The sequence below is a fragment of the Candidatus Babeliaceae bacterium genome, assembly GCA_041660765.1.
Taxonomy (GTDB): domain Bacteria; phylum Babelota; class Babeliae; order Babelales; family Babelaceae; genus JBAZVR01.
In genome coordinates, this window is record JBAZVR010000003.1 from 75,292 (window position 1) to 93,082 (window position 17,791).

Here is a 17,791-nt window from a genome sequence, read left to right on the forward strand (position 1 = left end):
AAATATCAATTGTATGATAACAATTTAGCTGAAAAACTCTAGATCTTGATTTTAATATTTCAACTTGAATATGCTTAATGCTAAGAATAGTAATAAGCAGGAGGCGCTGTGTTTAACGTGTTATGTATAATTGTGTTATTGTTTTCATATCCGGTGTATGGTTATCGCTGTAATGGTTTTTCGGAGCTATGTAATAAAAAGTTTAATGAAGTAGCCTTTATTCAAACGCATAATAGTTCTTCGAATAAAACATCTTTGGTGCAAAATCAGGACAGGTCCATCACGCAACAGTTGGTAGATGGTGTGCGGGCAATGAAAGTGCCTGTGCATAATAATTATGGCAACTTGTTGGGGTATTACTATCAGTCGTTATTACGGTACAAAAATATTTTAGAGAAAGCACTCGATATAATGCGGCAAGAAGCTCGGTCAGCGACGCGCGCATTAGAAAAAGAGGCGCAAGTAACATCATTAGATTTAGCAGCTCAAGAACTGGTAATTGATAAGAGTATCGAACAGGAAAAAAAAGACTATTATAACCTCCCTTCTTTTAGTTTAACTGAAAAGTCACAGTTTTCTGAATCAGGGCCATTTGCATATGAACTTGCAAAATTGCAGGCGGAGAAAGCTGCTCTTGTGCTCAAGGCTGGCGGATCAGAGGTGAGTAAAGATATAGCAACAACGTTTGTTGTCCCTGTTGAGGCAGTGAGCAAGCATCCAGAGAGTATTTTGCTCACTGCAGAATTAGAACTTGTTAATGCGGCATTGTGGTTTATAGAAAAAACTGCGCATGATCAGCAAGATTTGATAGTGCAGCCTTATGCTTGTCATGGAGTTGCAAAAACAGAATTTTATCAAAATTATGTTTCTAAAATGATTGATAATGCGCCGAGTCAGCTCAAGCCTATTTTGCAGCGCATGCAAAATCCTCTTTCAAATTTAGAAGATAGTTTGAAGCAACAATTATTTGGTGAAAAAAACGAATTTGGTGAAAGCGGGATTTTCCCATATCCAACATGTTTGTTAGATGCGGGAAGGAAATCGCTTGTTGATGTCTTAACAGAAGTTCGTGATTTTTTAGATAAAAACCCATATGAAGTATTGATGATTATGTTGGAAGATCATGATGTTGATAGTGCTCAGATAGCACAGGCGGTAGAAAAGAGTGGCATAAAAAAATATGCGCATGTGCAAGATAGTCGCAAGCCGTGGCCGGCATTAGGGACTATGATTAAAACAAATAAGCGCATGGTCATTTTTACGGGAACTGACATGCATGCCCGTTATCCATGGCTTAATTTTTATGATGCTTTTAGTGGATGGAATACGCATTGGGGGATGTCAAAAGTCGAAGATTTTGCGGTACCTTTTGATGCTGCGCTAGAAATAAAAAATTACGGCTTTTATGATGACAAGCCTCCATATAATAAATTTTTGCAATATGGTAATAGTATTACTCCCGTACTTGCTGGAGATATTGATAGCGCGCGTCAGGTTAATGCGCGTAGTATCGCGCGTCAACGTGCACTGGATCATGCGCAAGCAACCCATCATATTCCCAATTTTATCAGCGTTGATTTTTATGAATATCCTACTCACGATGGGGTATCAGATATTTTTGATGTCCGCGATGAAATTAATGGCGTAGGTAAGTACGCCGGAAAACCCCTGTGGCGCCCACAAAAAACTCAGAAAAAATAAACCAAGTTTTTTAGCGACCCACGCTTTGCTGTTTTTACGCATTTTGAGTAGTCGGTGAAAGCCGAGAGTAAGAAATTAGTATCGAATTATCTTGTAAAGTTTATATTATTTATTATATAATAGAAATATATGTAAATAATAATATAATAATTAGGTGTCTTGTGAAAAAGTATCTATTGCTCATTATGACAATATCGACCATCGCGATGCATTTCGCGCATCAGGTGGTTGCTCAGGATTATCAAAAAGTAGATTATGCGCGATTGGGGCAAGTGTATGCACCGAGTTATGAAGTTCTGCAGCGATGGCGTAAGGCGCCGGTGCAAGACATGCAAGGGCAAAAAGGGCAAAAAGGCTTGTCTGGTCAGGGTATTCGTCAGGCATTTTTTCCTGATTATGTAAAAAAAACTTTTGCTTATCCAGTTGTTGCTCGGGGTCTCATGACAGTCAAAAAGCCTTCCCCCGCAGCGTTGCTGAATGATGCTGTAAGGCGTGGCGACATGCAAGCGGTCAAAGATATGGTAGCGGCCGGCATGGTTAGTGGTAAAGATATTAAAGATAGTGAGCTTTTAGCAGATGTGAAACACACGTTATTGCTTAAAAAATTAATTAAAAAAGTAACGGAACGCGAAGTTCTTTCTTATGCAGATAAGTCTAAAGAAGATACTCGACAAGAACATAGACGATTTGACAAAGAAATAAAACAAATAGAAAGTGAACGTCTAAAAGCCGTATATATGCGGGATGAGCTTGGTAAGCAGTTACGCCATGTGATTGAGAGTGACCGCAAGGCAAGAAAGAATTTTGAACCATTAACCTGTCCCAACTAGCGCGCAAGTGCACTTTAATCATTGACAAATACGTCTCAGAATTGATAAAATTAGTTTATAATAGAAATATAATTTAAATATAATAATTATAAAAGGGTATAATTATGAAAAATATATTATTACGCATGGCGTTGTTAGCCATGGCCATAGCGCAATTTCACAATACAATAGTGGCTCAAGAAGCAACGCAAGCTCCTCAAGCAAGTTGGTGGAAGCGAAATATCTCTGAGCCAATAGCAGAAAGGTGGGCGAGTTATCCTGCTCGTGATTCTCAAAAAATGGATGCATGGCGTACGTTTAAGGAAAATTGGGCTGGCGCAAAGGATCACTTTCGTGGCGCAGCGCTCACCAATTTGCCATTATTACAAGAAAGCAATTATGAGGGTGGTCCTCGTGTAGGGTATGGTCGGGCTATTGGAAGTGCTTTGGCAGAAAAATGGAGAGATCCAGGAGCTTTGTATGATCGAGCATATGGGGAATTATTAACAAGATCTCCATGGTTGCAAGAGCGTAATGTTGAAGCAGGTTATGACGAAAATGAACCAACATGGCGTGAAAAGATAAAAGAAGATGTTAAACGTAGAGCGTTTCATAATGACCCAATTGCTGAGAATTACTTAGAAAATGCTCTTCAGGATCCAGACGCTAGAAGTCGTATATTTCAAGAAGCTGCAAATCACAAAAACGTTAATCTGATGAGAAGAATACTGAGAGATGATCCGAGTCTTGTAGATGCGGGTCTGGGGCTAACTAATATAACGCCTCTTTATGTTGCGATACGCGACCATAAGCCGGAAGCTGTTGCGTTTTTACTTGAAAAGGGTGCGGATGTAAATGCTCGCGTTGCTGATATTCCTGGTTATGGTACCCCGTTGGCATCGGCAGAATCAAATGTCGATACGTCGCAAAAAGAGTTAAATCAATTAAGAACTAAAATGCTCACAGCTCGTGATCAAGAAAAAGCAGATCTTGCGTATCAAATAGGTGCAAAAAAAGTAGAATTGGGTGAAAATCAGAATATTTTAAATATGCTTCGCGAAAAAAGCCCAGCTGTGTCAGCATCTGCGCGGGTGCTTGTAGATGCTGTAGTCCGTAATGATGTTAAAAAGGTTAAAGATGTGCTTGCGCAGGGCGACCTGAGTTACTCTGATATTTCCCGTGCCTATAAAATTGCACGTGATCAGGGTAGTCTTTCGAAGAAAAGATATTTTAGCGATGAAGAAAAAGCGAAAAGTCTGCATAGGCAAGGGCTCCGTGGATTAAGCTCGGCAATGTATGATCGATTGTACACGAGTGGAAAACAACTGGAAGCTACGGATGCGATTGCAAAGGCGCTGTGGAATGAAATACAAGGTCCTCGTTATATGAATGGATAAAAAGATAGTTGTGGGCCCTGTTAATCACGGGGCCCACTTAAATTGTAAGGGGATAGTAATGAAAAATATATTATTACGAATAGCGCTGGTGGCTATTTCTATCACACAATTCCAAAATCAAATAGTGGCTCAAGAAGCAGCGCAGCAAAAGTCGGGTTGGTTTGACTGGGCGCGGGGATATAGGCAAGGACCTCAAGTTGCTGAACAGGGTCCTCAGCAAAATTGGTGGCAACAAAAAATTAGCGGTCCATTGAGTTATGGGTGGCGTAAGTATGTTGCTGAGCCGGTAGCAAAAAAATGGGAGGATCCAGGTCCTTTGTATGACGAATATTATGGTGAGTTGTTAACAAGGTCTAAATGGTTGCAAAACCGTAACACTGAAGCAGGTTATGAAAATGATCCACAATGGTATGCCAAAAAAATTACAGGTGACGTAAAAAGCAAGATAGGCGGTGAAAATTTATCTCTTCGGGATATTTATCAACGGTCAATTCCTTCGGATTATTTGGAAACGGCCATAGCCTATTCCCCGGAAATTAGAGGAGTTTTAGCTCGTGCTGTAGGGAAAAGTTACAATCCTGATCCGTCGATGAGAGTGCCTGAGGCTGATAGGAATTTGATAAAAAACGTTCTTGAAGCCGCCGTAAAAAATAGTGATGCCGATGCAGTTAAAGAAGTGGTTAAACAAGAAGCAGCCGCTCCGTATATGCACTCAAATTATTATAGAAAGTTAATTGATACTACAAGATCTCAGATAATTGATTTAGGTAATAAATTAGCTAAATTGCGTTATTACGCTGTTCGTGAACAAGATCCTTTAAAGCAAGAACAAATGTTTTTAGATGTAGATGCAACTGCTGCCGATCTTAAAAATAGTAAAGAGATCAGGCAGATACTTGAAGTTGCGACTCGTAGAGTTAGAAGTTCTCGATGATGATTAATTGAGATGATTATAAAGGGTATAGTAATGAAAAATATATTATTACGAATAGCGCTGGTGGCTATTTCTATCACACAATTTCACGATAAGCTTTTTGCTCAGGCTGCTGAACAGCAGATGAAGGTTTGTAAAAATGCGCCCATGTCCCAGTGGCGATTTAGATTGGAGCAGCTTAAGGGCAATTGGGATGTTTTTAGAAGCGAAAGGCCATTGCTCTTTGACCCTAAGCGCAACTATGAAGTTAATTATACATATCCATTGTGGTGGCGCGATAAGATTGCTGCTAACGAACACAAGAGAAAAATAGCTGAAGAACAGAGAATATTTTTGGAAGAACAAAAGCGGCGTGAAGATGAGAAAAGAATTACCGCTGATGTCGTGGCTAAGTTGTCTCACGGCGAGCCGACTTCACGCGAAGAACGTAGAATTGCATTCGGGAATCCAGAATTATATATGAGTGGGAAATTTTTTGATGTGGGCAGTCGGCAAGGTAGACCGAGAAGATACTCTTTTACAGATTAGCAAACTAAAAAAATATTATTATATTTTATAATCAATAAGGCGCTCTCAAAAGGGCGTCTTATTGCGTGTATTCGCATAAAAAACGTTGAAAAATAAGTGGCAGCTGTTATTATTAACAAGCACAATAATAACAATATACTAATAACAATTTATACAACGAGGAATACACGTGAAACGTTTATTATTGCATATGGTTTTTATCACTATCTGTATGACACAATTTCAAGAGCAGTTGTTTGCTCAGCCGGCAAGACAATTAAGTAGATTTACCATGTTAAAGCATTGGTTGTGTCGCTATCGTGATCAATTTAATGGCTGGCGCATGATACGTAATAAAACATATGAACTTAATGTCGAGCCGGGTTGTTTAGATGCTGCTGGGTGGTGGAGCAGAGCAATCGCGACAGAGGTGATAAATAAAGTGCGTAACCGTAATAGCCAAGCAATTTCTGAGAGTTATTTGGCGACCGCATTGTTACATCATGAATATAGACAAGAAATTTTTGACGCTGCAGCTGACAGATCAAATGAAAAAGCGGCTGTTGATCGCGCCATGATGGAAATGGTATTGCAAGCAGATAAAGATATCATAGCTACATCAGTATTGCATGATGCTATTGAGCGTGAAGATGTTGAGACTATGCAATTGTTATTTAATTATGGTATAAAGCCTGAAAATACGCATATTACGTCTGTAAAAACAACTGTAGAAGATATAGATAAAGACTTACAGGCGCTCAAGCCGATGAAGGAGCGTTTTGTAAATACGCCAGGGTATAAAACTCTGATGGATAAAATAAATCGCAAAAAAGATGACTTGCTCAGAAAGCAAAGAATTCTAAGAATGCTTAATGCTTTATTGGCGGCATAAAAATGCACAGGAAAAAAGGGGAAGTCGTTCGACTTCCCCTTTTTTGTAATTGTTATACGGCTTGTGCCTGAATAATGCGAGATGGTCCAGAAGCGCGGAAAGTTTCATCATAAAAAGCGACCGTAGTAAAGCCGGCTTCTTGTAGCAATTGCTGCAACTCTTCATCGGTATACCATGTCACTTGTATTAATTCTTGTTCTTTTTCTTGCACGACATCATCAATAACGAGTTCATACGTGCACAACGCATCGGCTCGCCGTGCTTGTGTATCAAAAGTATAGCGCGTTGTTAAAATAATTTTTGTGTGCAGGTCTATATCAGCTATTCGTGTTGATAGAGCTTCTGATCCATCATCATCAGTATCCGGAACAAAAATATCAATAAGCAGATTGCCATTATCTTGCATGTGCGCTCGAATATTTTTGAGCGCTTGTAATGCCTGTGCGCGATCAACAAGTAACTGAAATGATCCGACGGCAATAGTAACGGTTGCGTAGGTGTGTGGTATAGAAAGGTGTTCAAGTGATTGTTGATACAATTCTGGGGTTATGTTTAATTCTGCGCAACGTTGGCGGCAGCGATCAAGCATAATTGCTGAATTGTCAACGCCGTCAACAATATATCCGCGTTGTATGAGGGGAATTTGTAGTCGCCCAGAGCCAGACATGGCCTCAAGCACTCTGCCAGGATTTTTTTCTATAAAAGACGCATAAAAGGCGACTTCAGGTGCTGGTGCATATGCTTTTGTTGCATCATAAAACATACTACACAGTTTGCCATAGGCTGTTGGTTTGTTGGATGTCATATTAATACCACTTTAGTTTATGAGCAATTGTCTGGCATGATGTAGTTTGTGCGTGATAAAAATAAATAAAATTTTTTAGTATTATATGCTTTCATAGCTGTCCTAACCAGTGTTCCATCGCTCAATTCATCAGAGTGAACTCGGTCCTGCCATAACCAATTTTTTACGACCGGACTAATGTGTTGCATATCAGTTTCTATTCCCTCATCCTCAAACATGTATTCTTTTATCCGACCTATTGTCGATGTGTTATCGATGGGAATAGTGTATGAGCTGGTGAGTGTTGATAGTTGTATAGATGTTTCCATGGCGAGCATGTGCAAAGATGTAAAACTCGCTATAAGAATTAGTGAACGCTTTATCATAATAGTTTCCCTGTGTTGATAATATTTTTGAATATGCAATAATTAATTATACTTTGTTTATATTGTTTATAAAGGGATTTTTCCATGAAAATGTCGTTAAAAATAGTTTCTTTATGTTTGCTTTCACATCTTACTCTACACCATGCGCATGCAGTGATGCTTAAAAATGGCGTAAATGTGCCGCAAGAAGCAGTAGATAAAGTAACTAAGGCAATTGATACATTAAGAAAAGACGCTAGTTTTGAACATACCATGGGCACGTATGAAGTGCCGCCAAAAGTTCTCACCGAAGGTTTGTATGCGCTTGGCAAAAAGTGTAAAGATGGTTGCGAAATAAATCTCGAACAGTTTAGAGAGTTAGTGCATGCAGAGTCTCGTGTTCAGCGCTATCCTACTATAAAGCCGCATTATGAAGCGGAACTTACTGAAGAACAAAAAAATCTCATCAACTTAAGAATCGTTTATGTGTACGCGTATTTGGCAGAATTTAACATTATTCACAATAACAGTGTTAGCAAAGATGATGGCGCTGTGCTGAATGCATCAATTTTAGGTGGGTTAGATCCTAAGCGGTATGGAGTTGGTTCTAGGGGTTTTGATTATACAGATCCTGTCTATACAAGCTTATTTCAAAAAATAATAAGATTTTTTAGTTTTTAAAAATATTTGAGTACGCGTGTCGATTATGAAAAAACGTTGCTTTGGCGATGGCATAGGTAAAGAATTGTATGCAAAGTATCATGATACTCAATGGGGTGTGCCTCTGCATGATGATCAACAACTCTTTGAAATGCTGATTCTTGAAGGAGCGCAAGCAGGATTAAGTTGGGAAACCATACTTAAGAGACGCGCCGGCTATCAAAAAGCTTTTCATGACTTTGATGTTAATAAAGTTGCAACTATGAGTGATAGTGATCTTGAAGATTTGCGCAAGAATCCTGATATTATTCGTAACCGATTAAAGATCTATAGCGTTAGAAAAAATGCGCAGGTTTTTTTGGTTATTCAGCAAGAATTCGGCTCTTTTGATGCGTATATATGGAATTTTGTTAATGGTGTGCCTATTATTAATCGCAGACAGCAAGCTCAAGACGTCCCAACTTGTACACATATAAGCGACAAGATATCTCGTGATTTAAAAAAACGAGGCATGAGCTTTGTTGGATCTACGATTATATATGCCTATATGCAAGCAATAGGCATGATTAATGATCATCTTGCAACGTGTTGGCGGTATAAAAGTATTGATAATTAGTGCTTAATGATGCTACTGTAAAATATAAAAAGGTTAATATGAAAATACAGTCTCTCATAATACTTATAATGATCAATATTTTTTGCCTAGAAAATACGAAAGCTCGTATGAATAAAAAAACTTTTAATCAAAATATTTTTGACTTGGCGCTTAAGAATAATTTTTTTAGAAAAGAGGTTGTGACGGGGCAACATAGTCAAGTTGTTCTCATGAGTATTCCTGTTGGCGATGATATCGGAGAAGAAGTTCACAAAGTTGATCAAACGTTAATTTTTGTACAGGGGCATGGTCAAGCGATTGTTAACGGTGCTATTTCTGATGTGCGTGCACATGATTTGGTATTTGTCCCTGCTGGTGCCAAGCATAATTTTAAAAATATAGGCGCAGAAGCTTTAAAGTTATTTACTATTTATGCGCCGGCACAGCATAAACCCGGCGCGCTTGAAAAGACAAAAAAGGAATACTAATTTTTTATTATATGTGATTTTCTGGCGTTGATCCCAATGGGTCTATGTCTATAAACATATATGATTGATTATCAACCATAACAGTGCAATACGCTGGAGCATTTTCTTCGATAATAGTTATTGTGTTGAAGCTCTTAGATGGTATAGTGAAGCTGCCGGTTAATCGAGCGTCATCTATTTTGATAGTACAATCTTGTATCCACCTATCAAGAAGCATATCTGGATTTGGCTTTATCTTGCCAAGACTTAATCCTGCGAATAACAACCATGGCCAATTGCTATAACGACGTGCCGCACATTTTGAAACGGTCATGGCGGCCACTTCTTTGCTTTTAATCTGCGATACGCATTTTTTGTCTTTGTGTTTATCTTTACCAATATAATGGAATTGTACGGTGAATGAGGACTGATTTTCTACGGTAATAGTTTTATGAGAATCTGATTCTGGCTTATTGTGTTCCATACTTTGGATTGAAAAACAGGTGCATAAAAGATACAAAAAGATGCGTGCGAACATATATATTCTCCTGGAAAAAAGATGTTACTGATTAAGTTGCTCTTTACTGTAGGCAATCTTTTGGTAGAAATCAAGCGTTTTATTTATAGATTAAATAAGGTTTCAGTTTGTAATTTATAGCCATATTTTTGACATAATTCTTATTTTTTGTTATAAATAATAATATGATTATTTTATATAAATTAGAATATTGAAGAGGGTTTTATGAAACGTATCAAATCTGGGATGCTTTGTATTCTCATAATAAGTTTGATGGGCAATCAACAGCAGGTACAAGCGGTTGATTTTGAAGATGTAAAGTTATTTGGAACTATAGCTCTGGCAACAATAACTAGTTGCGGAATCGGTTATGGTTTTTATAAAGCATATGAAAGCATTTCTCTTAACAATGCACGTAAACATCTTAAGCGCTATGAAATACAATCAAGCAAAATAGTGCAGCATGCGCGCTATGCCATGTCTTTTGATGCTGAGCAACTAGTTGCTACGTATTATAATAGATTAGATGAATATGCTAACTTATGCCGATATGTTAATCACGATGTGCAGATTTTGACTGATATGCAAACCACAATAGATAATGATATTGCTTCTTGGGATTCCACAGAAAAAGCCGATACTTTTGTAGCGCAAGCACGTTTGTTTTCTGAGGTTAATCGTCAAAGATTGAAGCAGATTGCGTATTATGCAGAATTTCTTAATAAGCAGGCTGTGCTGATAAAGTTAGTCCGTTTGCTTGATGAAGAAGTAAGAACTTCTTGCTATAGAGTAGTGTATGCGGCAACGCAGCAATCGCTTGATGAAGCAACTGCTCGCGCTTATAATGCACAATCTGCATGGCCGCTACGCGCTGTGTGGAAAGATTTGGAGCAAAGAAAACAGCTATATCAACAGTATGTTTATGAATTTGCGTCGGACAGTATGCAGAGCCATTATGTGAATAATATCATTCAGTCAGGCTACAATACAATTGCTGCTTATGAACAAGCGCAGCGTACTATTGCAGGTTTTGCTTCTTATACCGGTGATATTCGCGCGGAAAAAGATTTTGAGTTGCGAGAAGAACAAGCACGTCAAGCACGTATTCAAGCAGAAGCGGCACGCCTTGCAGCTGAAGCACAAGAGCGTCAAGCTCGTGCTCAAGAAAAGCAAATAAGGCAGCAAAAAGAACATGAACTTGCTGCTTTGAGAAGTGAACTCAGTATTCTTAAACAACGCATTGCAGACGGTGACAATGGTTACTATATTCAACAACAAAAACAACAGTTGCAAAATAGAATTAGCCAGCTTAAATCACAATTATATGGCCCGTCCTCTTTGTTTGGTGTATTTTTCGAAGTCTTAGCTGATAAAGATTAATTCTTGATAATAAACGATTTCTCCATGAAAATTCGGATTCACATTCCGAGATTACATGGAGAAATCAATAATTTAATTTTTTCTAGTGATAATTATCACAATTAGAACAAAAAAAGAAATTACAAAATACGTCATTTTTCCTGGCAAGTTCCATTTTTCTATGAGTGAAAAAATTACTGCATGCGGCCTCGATGCATTAAGAAAAATTGAAGTTTAATTTTTTTTGCTAACAGTTATTGCGATCAGAATAAGCAACAGAAATAAAAATACGATAAAATTCATCAAGGGTTTATTGGAGCTGTGTGCAATGCCTATAAGTAAATTTAAAATACCGCCACCAGTAAATCCTATAGACAAGCTATTATCTTTTATAAATGCTCCGGCAAAAATAGTTATTATCCCAACAGCAAGGTATGTAAAAAAACTTATATATTTTACTGTTTCTGCTTGTTTACTTGTGTTAATTATAACTTGAATGGCATCAGTGGGTTGCAAAGTATGGATGCCCCAATACACAATAATTGGCATCATTATTGCTATGCCAAATGCGAATAATAGTGTTCGTATTATTTCTATAATTTTCATGTGATCTTTCATAGTTATAATTAGCGGCCACCGCCGCCGCCTCCACCGCCTCCGCCTCCTGAATATCCACCACCACCGCTACCACTAGAAAATCCTGATTTTGATCCAGGAACTTGTGTAGATGAAGTAATTGAACTTTGCAGTGACGAATTTAATTGCGACGCAAAGGCGTGTGAAGCAAAGTGGTTTCTACCGCTCCCAATATACCATAGTGGCTGATACGGATGCCCCTCAGATACCATTTGAGCAAATAATGGTGCAAACTGGCTTTCCCATTGATCTTCGACGCCTAGTGCAATCGCATAGGGCAAATAGTGCTCATACAGCTCAGGTGTTTTAGTTGGCGGCGTTCCTACGCGTGCAATACGATCTTTTTCTGTTGCCGTAAGAAAAAGCTTAAATCCTTCAATTTGATTTTGAAGTTTTCTGCCTTCCGGCGTATACAGTCGCAATATGTTATAAAAGATTATGTACATAAGAATAAATAAGCCAATAATGAGTGGTGCTATATGTGTTGCAAGCAATAACATGAGTCCGCCTATTGCAACTGACATAACTATTGGCAAGGCAATAATACTGAGTCGATCAATAAAATATTTTTTTTCAAAATGCTCTGATAATGTAGTGCGATAGGTGTTCACAAATTGAGTAAATTCTGAATTATATGCATCACCAATAATAAAACTTTTGTGACTAGCTAAAAATTTGAATAAGTCAGGAAAGCTGTCAAGAGCGCTTGCCGGCATATTTTCTCGCTGCGTGATAATATAGGCGGCTCTGCTCAGCCAAGTTGCCTGTTTCATCTCAATAGTTATAAAGCCATTCACTGCAGCGGCGACTAAATCAGCGGTAAATTGTCGATAGGTAAACTTTTTTTGATCAATGTAGCCTACGTGGCCGGGCGTCATATGATCTGGAGGATAAAAAAGAGGCATAACCACGCCAGGTTTTTGTAGCCGAGCATAATAGTTATACAAATATATATACCAGAATAATAGGAGTAGCGCGCAGAGCAAGCCGAGTAATAGTATCGCGTTGTCGCTCATAAAATACCACGCCTGTTGATACCATACCGGTTCTAGGATGATACCCTTGGGGAAACCAACTACGATTGTTAGGTTTTCTTTTGGACGTAGTGGCTTGGTGTTATAAAACTCTATCTGCCCGCTATTGCCTATAACATTAACTCGATAATTGGTGTCTTTTTGTCCTTGGGCGCCCGTATACGCTTCTACGTGTATATCGCGTTGCGCAACAGACTGTGGCAAATGCACAATTGCTGTAAGTTGTTCAATGGGAAAATCCCATCCGGCACCATTTACATTCCAATAGAGTTCATCATGATATTCAAAAAAGCCAAGCTGCCTCTTAGTTTCGTAGGTAATTGTATACGTATGTTCTCCTAAGGGCAGATATTCTACATCGGGGCCAATATCTATTCGATAACCATTTGCTTGCTTAACAAGTACCCATGGTTCAGGATTGCCATTACGTGTAACACTGATTACTGTAAATGGCATATGCGCCATAAAGAAAGCGTTTTTTTTGTAGACTGTTGGAAATGTACGATATATGCCGCGCTTAATTTTTTTATGTTCCGCATTTAGTCGGATAGTTTCAATAACGTGTATAGAGCCATTACGCGCAATAGTTATATCACTGGTAAAAGATGCTATGCGCTCGTACGCATACATGTGCATAGTATTCAGCAGCATGCTGCTGAATACTATAATAAAAATATACGTATATTTCATGCCATTAAAATTCAATGGTAGGAGCTTTGCGTTCATGTACTTCATCAAGTTGAAAATAATCTCTTTTGGTAAATCCATATTTTGAGGCGATTACATGAGCCGGAAATGAGTGAACTACTGTGTTATAATCGCGTGCTGTTGCATTATAATAGCGTCGTGATAGTTGTATTTCCTGCTCGATAGTAGCAAGCTGCTTTTGTAAATCAAGAAAGTTTTGATTTGCTTTAAGTTCAGGATAGTTTTCTGCTACCGCAAATAATGTCTTAAGCGTACGCGTTAATTCACCTTCTGCAACCGCTGATTCTTTTATGTTATGAGCCCCCATTGCTACTGATCGCAATTCGGCAACCTTTTGAAAAATTTCTTTTTCATGAACGCCATATTGCTTAACTACCGCAACGAGATTGGGGATCAAGTCATATCGACGTTTAAGTTGCACATCAATCCCGCTCCAGCCTTCATCAGTCTGCACTGATAAGCGAACAAGATTATTGTAGATATTAATCCCGTAGAAAACAATCAGAGCAACTAAGCCCACTACAGCTAAAAAAATTATTAATATATTATTCATAATAAACCTCAGTTATCTTCCCCGCTGTATAGCCGCGGCGTAATTAAAATCAAAAAAATATTCTTGCTAAATTTCATTATTGTAAAGCCTTTTTATATATTTTCTAAAGTTGGCGTAAGTATTGTTTGCATATTATAGGCATATTTTGGTTTACGCAGTTTTGCTATTCTTTTAATGAGGGGAGGATGTGTTGCAAAAATTTCTGCAATCCATGTGACAAGCCCTTTGTTACCATCAAAATCAGCAAGTAATTCATCGACCTGTATTTTTTTATACAAATTTTTACCAGTAGCAAGTATTAAAAGCCCTTTTTGAGCTCCTTCTGGGCACAAATTATATCCGATATGATCACACGTATATTCACATGCACGAAAGTAAGCGTTTCCCAATAATGGCATTAATTTTGCAGGTGTTATGAATAACGATTTAAGCCCGCCAACATGTTTCCTTTTTATATGGCCCAATTCATGCCCAATAATAAATTCAACTACCGGCATTCCTTCTTGGTAAGCAGCTTCTAAAACTTCTGAATAAAGAACTATGTAATTTCGCCTGAATAACTTTGTAGCAAATGCATTTAAAAAGCCACCATTGTGCATAATATACATCTGAGGTGTGTTTTTTAATCCAAGTATTTTTGATTGGTTTTGTAAGATTTCAAACAGTTCAGGAAATTGTTTTTCATGTACGCGTACAGTATTTCCTTGTACATCTCCCAGTAGCGTGATAGCGCCTAATGTGGTGAAAACTATCAATAGCGCCAACCACATACAAGCAGTCATCGCGAATTTTATGTGCATTATGGCAACACAACCAAGAATTATATAAAATAATAGACTTAAAAAAGCCATGATCCAAAAATATAGTTTCTCCCTGAAGTGTACTTGAAAATTCATAGTGTTTCCCTTGATAAATTTCGCTTATGCATTTTTTGATACTACTAGTTTATCAAAAAAATACATGGGTGGCATCTGCCAAGCAAAAACTCTAGAATTTAGAATATATTTTCAGTAGTATGGTCAAGTAATTTTATAATAATATTGTAGAGAGAGATGGTTATGAACAAGTATTTTTTATCTATTGTGTGTCTAGCAAGCTTTGGCTGTTTGCATGCCGGCAATACATGGGGCAAGTCAACAAAAAAAACCAAAGATCCTATTAAAGAAGTAATACAAGAAATGAAATCTTATCTAGCGCATATGAAAATAAGCTCGATAAAAACTAGGGGTGAATTAGAGTTGCATGTTAGAGATCACTTAAGAAGCGATAGCAATAATATGCATAAATTTCCACTGCTTTACGCTCTTCTTCAGCAACCTGAATTTAGTCATGATGCGCAATTAAGGGATGACCTTGCTTCGGCTTTGGCTGATACGTGTCTTGATTTTATAGATAAAAAAATGCAAGCATGTGAAAAATAGTTTTTCCTATAATAAGGCAGTTGTACGATGAAAGAATTATCCATAATTTTAATGCTTTTTATTAGTTTTTTTAATTATATATATGGTGGTAGTGGATGGAGTGCATTAAAGCCGAAATCGCAAAATGCTAAGATAATTTTTATTGAACAAATAGGGCAAGAAGTTAATACGTATTTGCAGACTATTAATTTGGATGCTATCACAACAAGACAAGAATTAGAGCATTATCTTGGGGTTCTCTTGAGTACAAATTTACGTAATCCAAAGCATTTTCCGTTATTTAATGAATGTATTAAGCAAGAAGCATTTCAGCAAAATATGGTATTGGGTCAGCAACTTGATCGCGTAATGAGTAAAGTGGTAGAAGATTTTGTTACAGAAAAAAGCGTTATATTTACCGTGACGCACGAATAATTAGTAAGAGAGTGTAAATAATGTTAGTAAAATCAACAGTCTATGTGGCAAGTTTTTTATTGTTATCGCCTGCGATATTATGCGTAGTTGAGCCTAATACCGTCATTGCAACCATTAATGTGGGAGTTACTCCGGCTGGGCTTGCAATTACTCCCGATAATCGTTTTGCCTATGTAGCGAATAATAATAATTACTCGCTTGCAGGTGGAGATACGGTGAGCGTATTAAATCTCACAAATAATACGCTCGCGCAAACCATAAGTGATGCAAGTTTTAATGAGCCGTACACGGTCACTATTAATGCCGCCGGCACAAAAGCGTATGTGACCAATAGTAATAGCACAACAATAACCATTATAGATATAGCAAGTAATACTGTTACAGGTACGATTGGCGGTTTTGACGGTCCATCCGGTATGGTGATAACTCCTGGTGGTACGTTTGCATATGTTAATAACTATGGTGGTCCGGGTGGTGTTGGTAGCGGCAATGGGACAACCGTGCGTGTTGTTAATTTGAATACCAATCTTATTGTGGGGGCCCCAATTACGGTAGGGCAAGCTCCTGCCGCATTAGCAATAACGCCAGATGGCTCATTTGTATATGTTATTAACTATGTTGATGGTAATACAGGAACGGGCACCATAAGCATTATACGAACAAGTGATAATACCGTAGTTGGCACCATAACAGGTTTTTCCGGACCATTTGCCATTGCAATAACGCCTGATGGTACGCGTGCCTACGTGACTAATTTTGGTAGTAATAATTTTGCCCCTATCGGTACAACGGTTAGCGTGGTTGATCTCAATAGTAATACGATCATTGCAACAATTAATCTTGCGATTCAGCCTTCTGGTATTGCTATTACGCCCGATGGTCGCTTAGCATACGCCACCAATTACAATACTCTGTACGCTGGCCCAGGGTTTACCAATTTAACGGCGGGTCAAGGTACGGTGAATATTATTGATACGGCAACTAATACCGTAATTCCTCCAATAATAGCAGTTGACCAGTCGCCTGATGCAGTTGCAATATCATCCAATGGCGAATATGCGTATGTTTCTAACTATACGTCTAATACTGTCAGTGTTATAGCGTTGCAATCATTTCAGATATCTGCGCAGGGCTGTAGGATACAAAATAGATATTTAACTCAAATAGATCTTGTTAATAAATTAACGTGGACAGTATCGGGAGCATCGTTACCCGTGAATTATTTAATTTATCGCGATGCCGAATTAACTGATTTGGCCGGCACTGTTCTCGCCACAGAATCATTTGTATTTTTAGATCATAATCGACAACCAAATATTACTTATACGTATTATATTGTTGGGATTAATGGGGTGGGTATCGCATCAGATCCCGTTGCAGTAACAGTCACTCAAAATTGTTAGTTTATTAAGGGAATAATATTATGTTAAAAACATTACGTTATGTATACGCATTACTTTTTTTTATATACCCGCTCTTGTGCAGAGATGTATTAGTTGAATTTAAGACCGCCTATTTTTTGCCAACTGATTCTTGCGTAAGAGCTATTTACGGCAAGGGAGGTGCATTATATGGTCCCGAGGCAACGTTTCAGTTATGTGAAAATGATAATTGGTATGGCTTTGCAAGCGTAGATTTTTTGAGTAAAAAGGGGCATTCAGTTGGTTTATGCGAACCTACAAAAATGTACATCGCGCCTTTAGCTCTTGGTGTTAAATATTTTGTACCATTTTGTTACGGTGATTTTTATGCGGGCTTAGGGTTTCAAGCATTGCATCTGAAAACAGTAAATTGTTCATCCCATGTTGCCCAAATTACGTCAAAATGGGGATTTGGTGGAATCGCAAAAATAGGTGCCTATTGTGAGTTGCCTTGTAATTATTTTGTCGATCTTTTTTTTGATTATAGCTTTGCAAAAGTAGGTTGCGATAAATGCTCTACGTCTACAGTTCCGCTCAAGGTTAGTATGAATGGGGCTATTTTTGGCATTGGGCTTGGATACAGATTTAATTAATTTTTTATTTTAAAAAGCCTTAAT

The 17,791-nt window shown here is 38.0% G+C and carries 21 protein-coding genes; 14 read left to right on the plus strand and 7 right to left on the minus strand.

Going from position 1 to position 17,791, the window contains the following annotated elements:
• Positions 1-108: 108 nt before the first annotated feature.
• From WC707_06080 to WC707_06105, 6 genes are all read left to right on the plus strand, one after another.
• On the plus strand, positions 109-1,701 hold the full coding sequence (locus WC707_06080; GenBank protein MFA6066720.1) for a hypothetical protein: 1,593 nt from the start codon (positions 109-111) through the stop codon (positions 1,699-1,701).
• A gap of 161 nt (positions 1,702-1,862) precedes the next feature.
• On the plus strand, positions 1,863-2,531 hold the full coding sequence (locus tag WC707_06085; protein MFA6066721.1) for a hypothetical protein: 669 nt from the start codon (positions 1,863-1,865) through the stop codon (positions 2,529-2,531).
• Positions 2,532-2,635: 104 nt separating this feature from the next.
• Positions 2,636-3,907, plus strand: a complete 1,272-nt coding sequence (locus WC707_06090) for a hypothetical protein (GenBank protein ID MFA6066722.1) — start codon at positions 2,636-2,638, stop codon at positions 3,905-3,907.
• Between the two features lie 58 nt (positions 3,908-3,965).
• Positions 3,966-4,841 (plus strand): hypothetical protein, encoded by an 876-nt coding sequence (locus WC707_06095; protein ID MFA6066723.1) that lies wholly within the window; start codon positions 3,966-3,968, stop codon positions 4,839-4,841.
• Positions 4,842-4,874: 33 nt separating this feature from the next.
• On the plus strand, positions 4,875-5,369 hold the full coding sequence (locus WC707_06100; GenBank protein ID MFA6066724.1) for a hypothetical protein: 495 nt from the start codon (positions 4,875-4,877) through the stop codon (positions 5,367-5,369).
• Positions 5,370-5,538: 169 nt separating this feature from the next.
• Entirely contained in the window at positions 5,539-6,240 is a 702-nt protein-coding gene (locus WC707_06105; protein MFA6066725.1) for a hypothetical protein, read from the plus strand.
• A gap of 52 nt (positions 6,241-6,292) precedes the next feature.
• Here WC707_06105 and WC707_06110 read toward each other — a convergent pair whose 3' ends face one another.
• Positions 6,293-7,045 (minus strand): class I SAM-dependent methyltransferase, encoded by a 753-nt coding sequence (locus tag WC707_06110; protein ID MFA6066726.1) that lies wholly within the window; start codon positions 7,043-7,045, stop codon positions 6,293-6,295.
• A gap of 17 nt (positions 7,046-7,062) precedes the next feature.
• Positions 7,063-7,410 (minus strand): hypothetical protein, encoded by a 348-nt coding sequence (locus WC707_06115; GenBank protein ID MFA6066727.1) that lies wholly within the window; start codon positions 7,408-7,410, stop codon positions 7,063-7,065.
• An 84-nt stretch (positions 7,411-7,494) separates the two neighbouring features.
• On the opposite strand from WC707_06115, the gene WC707_06120 reads away from it, so the two are divergent.
• The 3 genes from WC707_06120 (at position 7,495) to WC707_06130 (ending at position 9,132) form a co-directional block, all read left to right on the plus strand.
• The gene (locus tag WC707_06120) at positions 7,495-8,070 is read left to right on the plus strand and encodes a hypothetical protein (protein MFA6066728.1); all 576 of its coding nucleotides are present in this window, start codon (positions 7,495-7,497) and stop codon (positions 8,068-8,070) included.
• Between the two features lie 25 nt (positions 8,071-8,095).
• The gene (locus WC707_06125) at positions 8,096-8,665 is read left to right on the plus strand and encodes a DNA-3-methyladenine glycosylase I (GenBank protein ID MFA6066729.1); all 570 of its coding nucleotides are present in this window, start codon (positions 8,096-8,098) and stop codon (positions 8,663-8,665) included.
• 107 nt (positions 8,666-8,772) lie between these two features.
• Positions 8,773-9,132 carry a cupin domain-containing protein gene (locus tag WC707_06130; GenBank protein ID MFA6066730.1) on the plus strand — a complete coding sequence of 120 codons (360 nt, stop codon included), beginning with the start codon at positions 8,773-8,775 and terminating at the stop codon, positions 9,130-9,132.
• Positions 9,133-9,139: 7 nt separating this feature from the next.
• Here the strand turns inward: WC707_06130 and WC707_06135 are convergent, their stop codons facing one another.
• Entirely contained in the window at positions 9,140-9,649 is a 510-nt protein-coding gene (locus WC707_06135; GenBank protein MFA6066731.1) for a hypothetical protein, read from the minus strand.
• Between the two features lie 204 nt (positions 9,650-9,853).
• On the opposite strand from WC707_06135, the gene WC707_06140 reads away from it, so the two are divergent.
• Positions 9,854-11,008 (plus strand): hypothetical protein, encoded by a 1,155-nt coding sequence (locus WC707_06140; protein ID MFA6066732.1) that lies wholly within the window; start codon positions 9,854-9,856, stop codon positions 11,006-11,008.
• Positions 11,009-11,221: 213 nt separating this feature from the next.
• On the opposite strand, the gene WC707_06145 is transcribed toward WC707_06140, so the two are convergent.
• From WC707_06145 to WC707_06160, 4 genes are all read right to left on the minus strand, one after another.
• Positions 11,222-11,593, minus strand: a complete 372-nt coding sequence (locus WC707_06145) for a hypothetical protein (GenBank protein MFA6066733.1) — start codon at positions 11,591-11,593, stop codon at positions 11,222-11,224.
• A gap of 20 nt (positions 11,594-11,613) precedes the next feature.
• Entirely contained in the window at positions 11,614-13,383 is a 1,770-nt protein-coding gene (locus WC707_06150) for a DUF2207 domain-containing protein (GenBank protein ID MFA6066734.1), read from the minus strand.
• Positions 13,352-13,918 carry a LemA family protein gene (locus WC707_06155; protein ID MFA6066735.1) on the minus strand — a complete coding sequence of 189 codons (567 nt, stop codon included), beginning with the start codon at positions 13,916-13,918 and terminating at the stop codon, positions 13,352-13,354. The genes WC707_06150 and WC707_06155 overlap by 32 nt, the downstream gene beginning before the upstream one ends.
• Positions 13,919-14,010: 92 nt before the next feature.
• On the minus strand, positions 14,011-14,814 hold the full coding sequence (locus WC707_06160; GenBank protein MFA6066736.1) for a M48 family metallopeptidase: 804 nt from the start codon (positions 14,812-14,814) through the stop codon (positions 14,011-14,013).
• A 162-nt stretch (positions 14,815-14,976) separates the two neighbouring features.
• On the opposite strand from WC707_06160, the gene WC707_06165 reads away from it, so the two are divergent.
• From WC707_06165 to WC707_06180, 4 genes are read left to right on the plus strand one after another with little or no spacing between them, the layout of a single operon-like run.
• Positions 14,977-15,339 carry a hypothetical protein gene (locus WC707_06165; protein MFA6066737.1) on the plus strand — a complete coding sequence of 121 codons (363 nt, stop codon included), beginning with the start codon at positions 14,977-14,979 and terminating at the stop codon, positions 15,337-15,339.
• Between the two features lie 27 nt (positions 15,340-15,366).
• Positions 15,367-15,753, plus strand: coding sequence for a hypothetical protein (locus tag WC707_06170; GenBank protein MFA6066738.1), 387 nt, complete (start codon positions 15,367-15,369; stop codon positions 15,751-15,753).
• Positions 15,754-15,773: 20 nt separating this feature from the next.
• Entirely contained in the window at positions 15,774-17,156 is a 1,383-nt protein-coding gene (locus WC707_06175) for a YncE family protein (GenBank protein ID MFA6066739.1), read from the plus strand.
• A gap of 20 nt (positions 17,157-17,176) precedes the next feature.
• A complete protein-coding gene (locus WC707_06180; protein ID MFA6066740.1) occupies positions 17,177-17,767 on the plus strand; it encodes a hypothetical protein in 591 nt (196 codons plus the stop codon).
• Positions 17,768-17,791 lie beyond the last annotated feature (24 nt).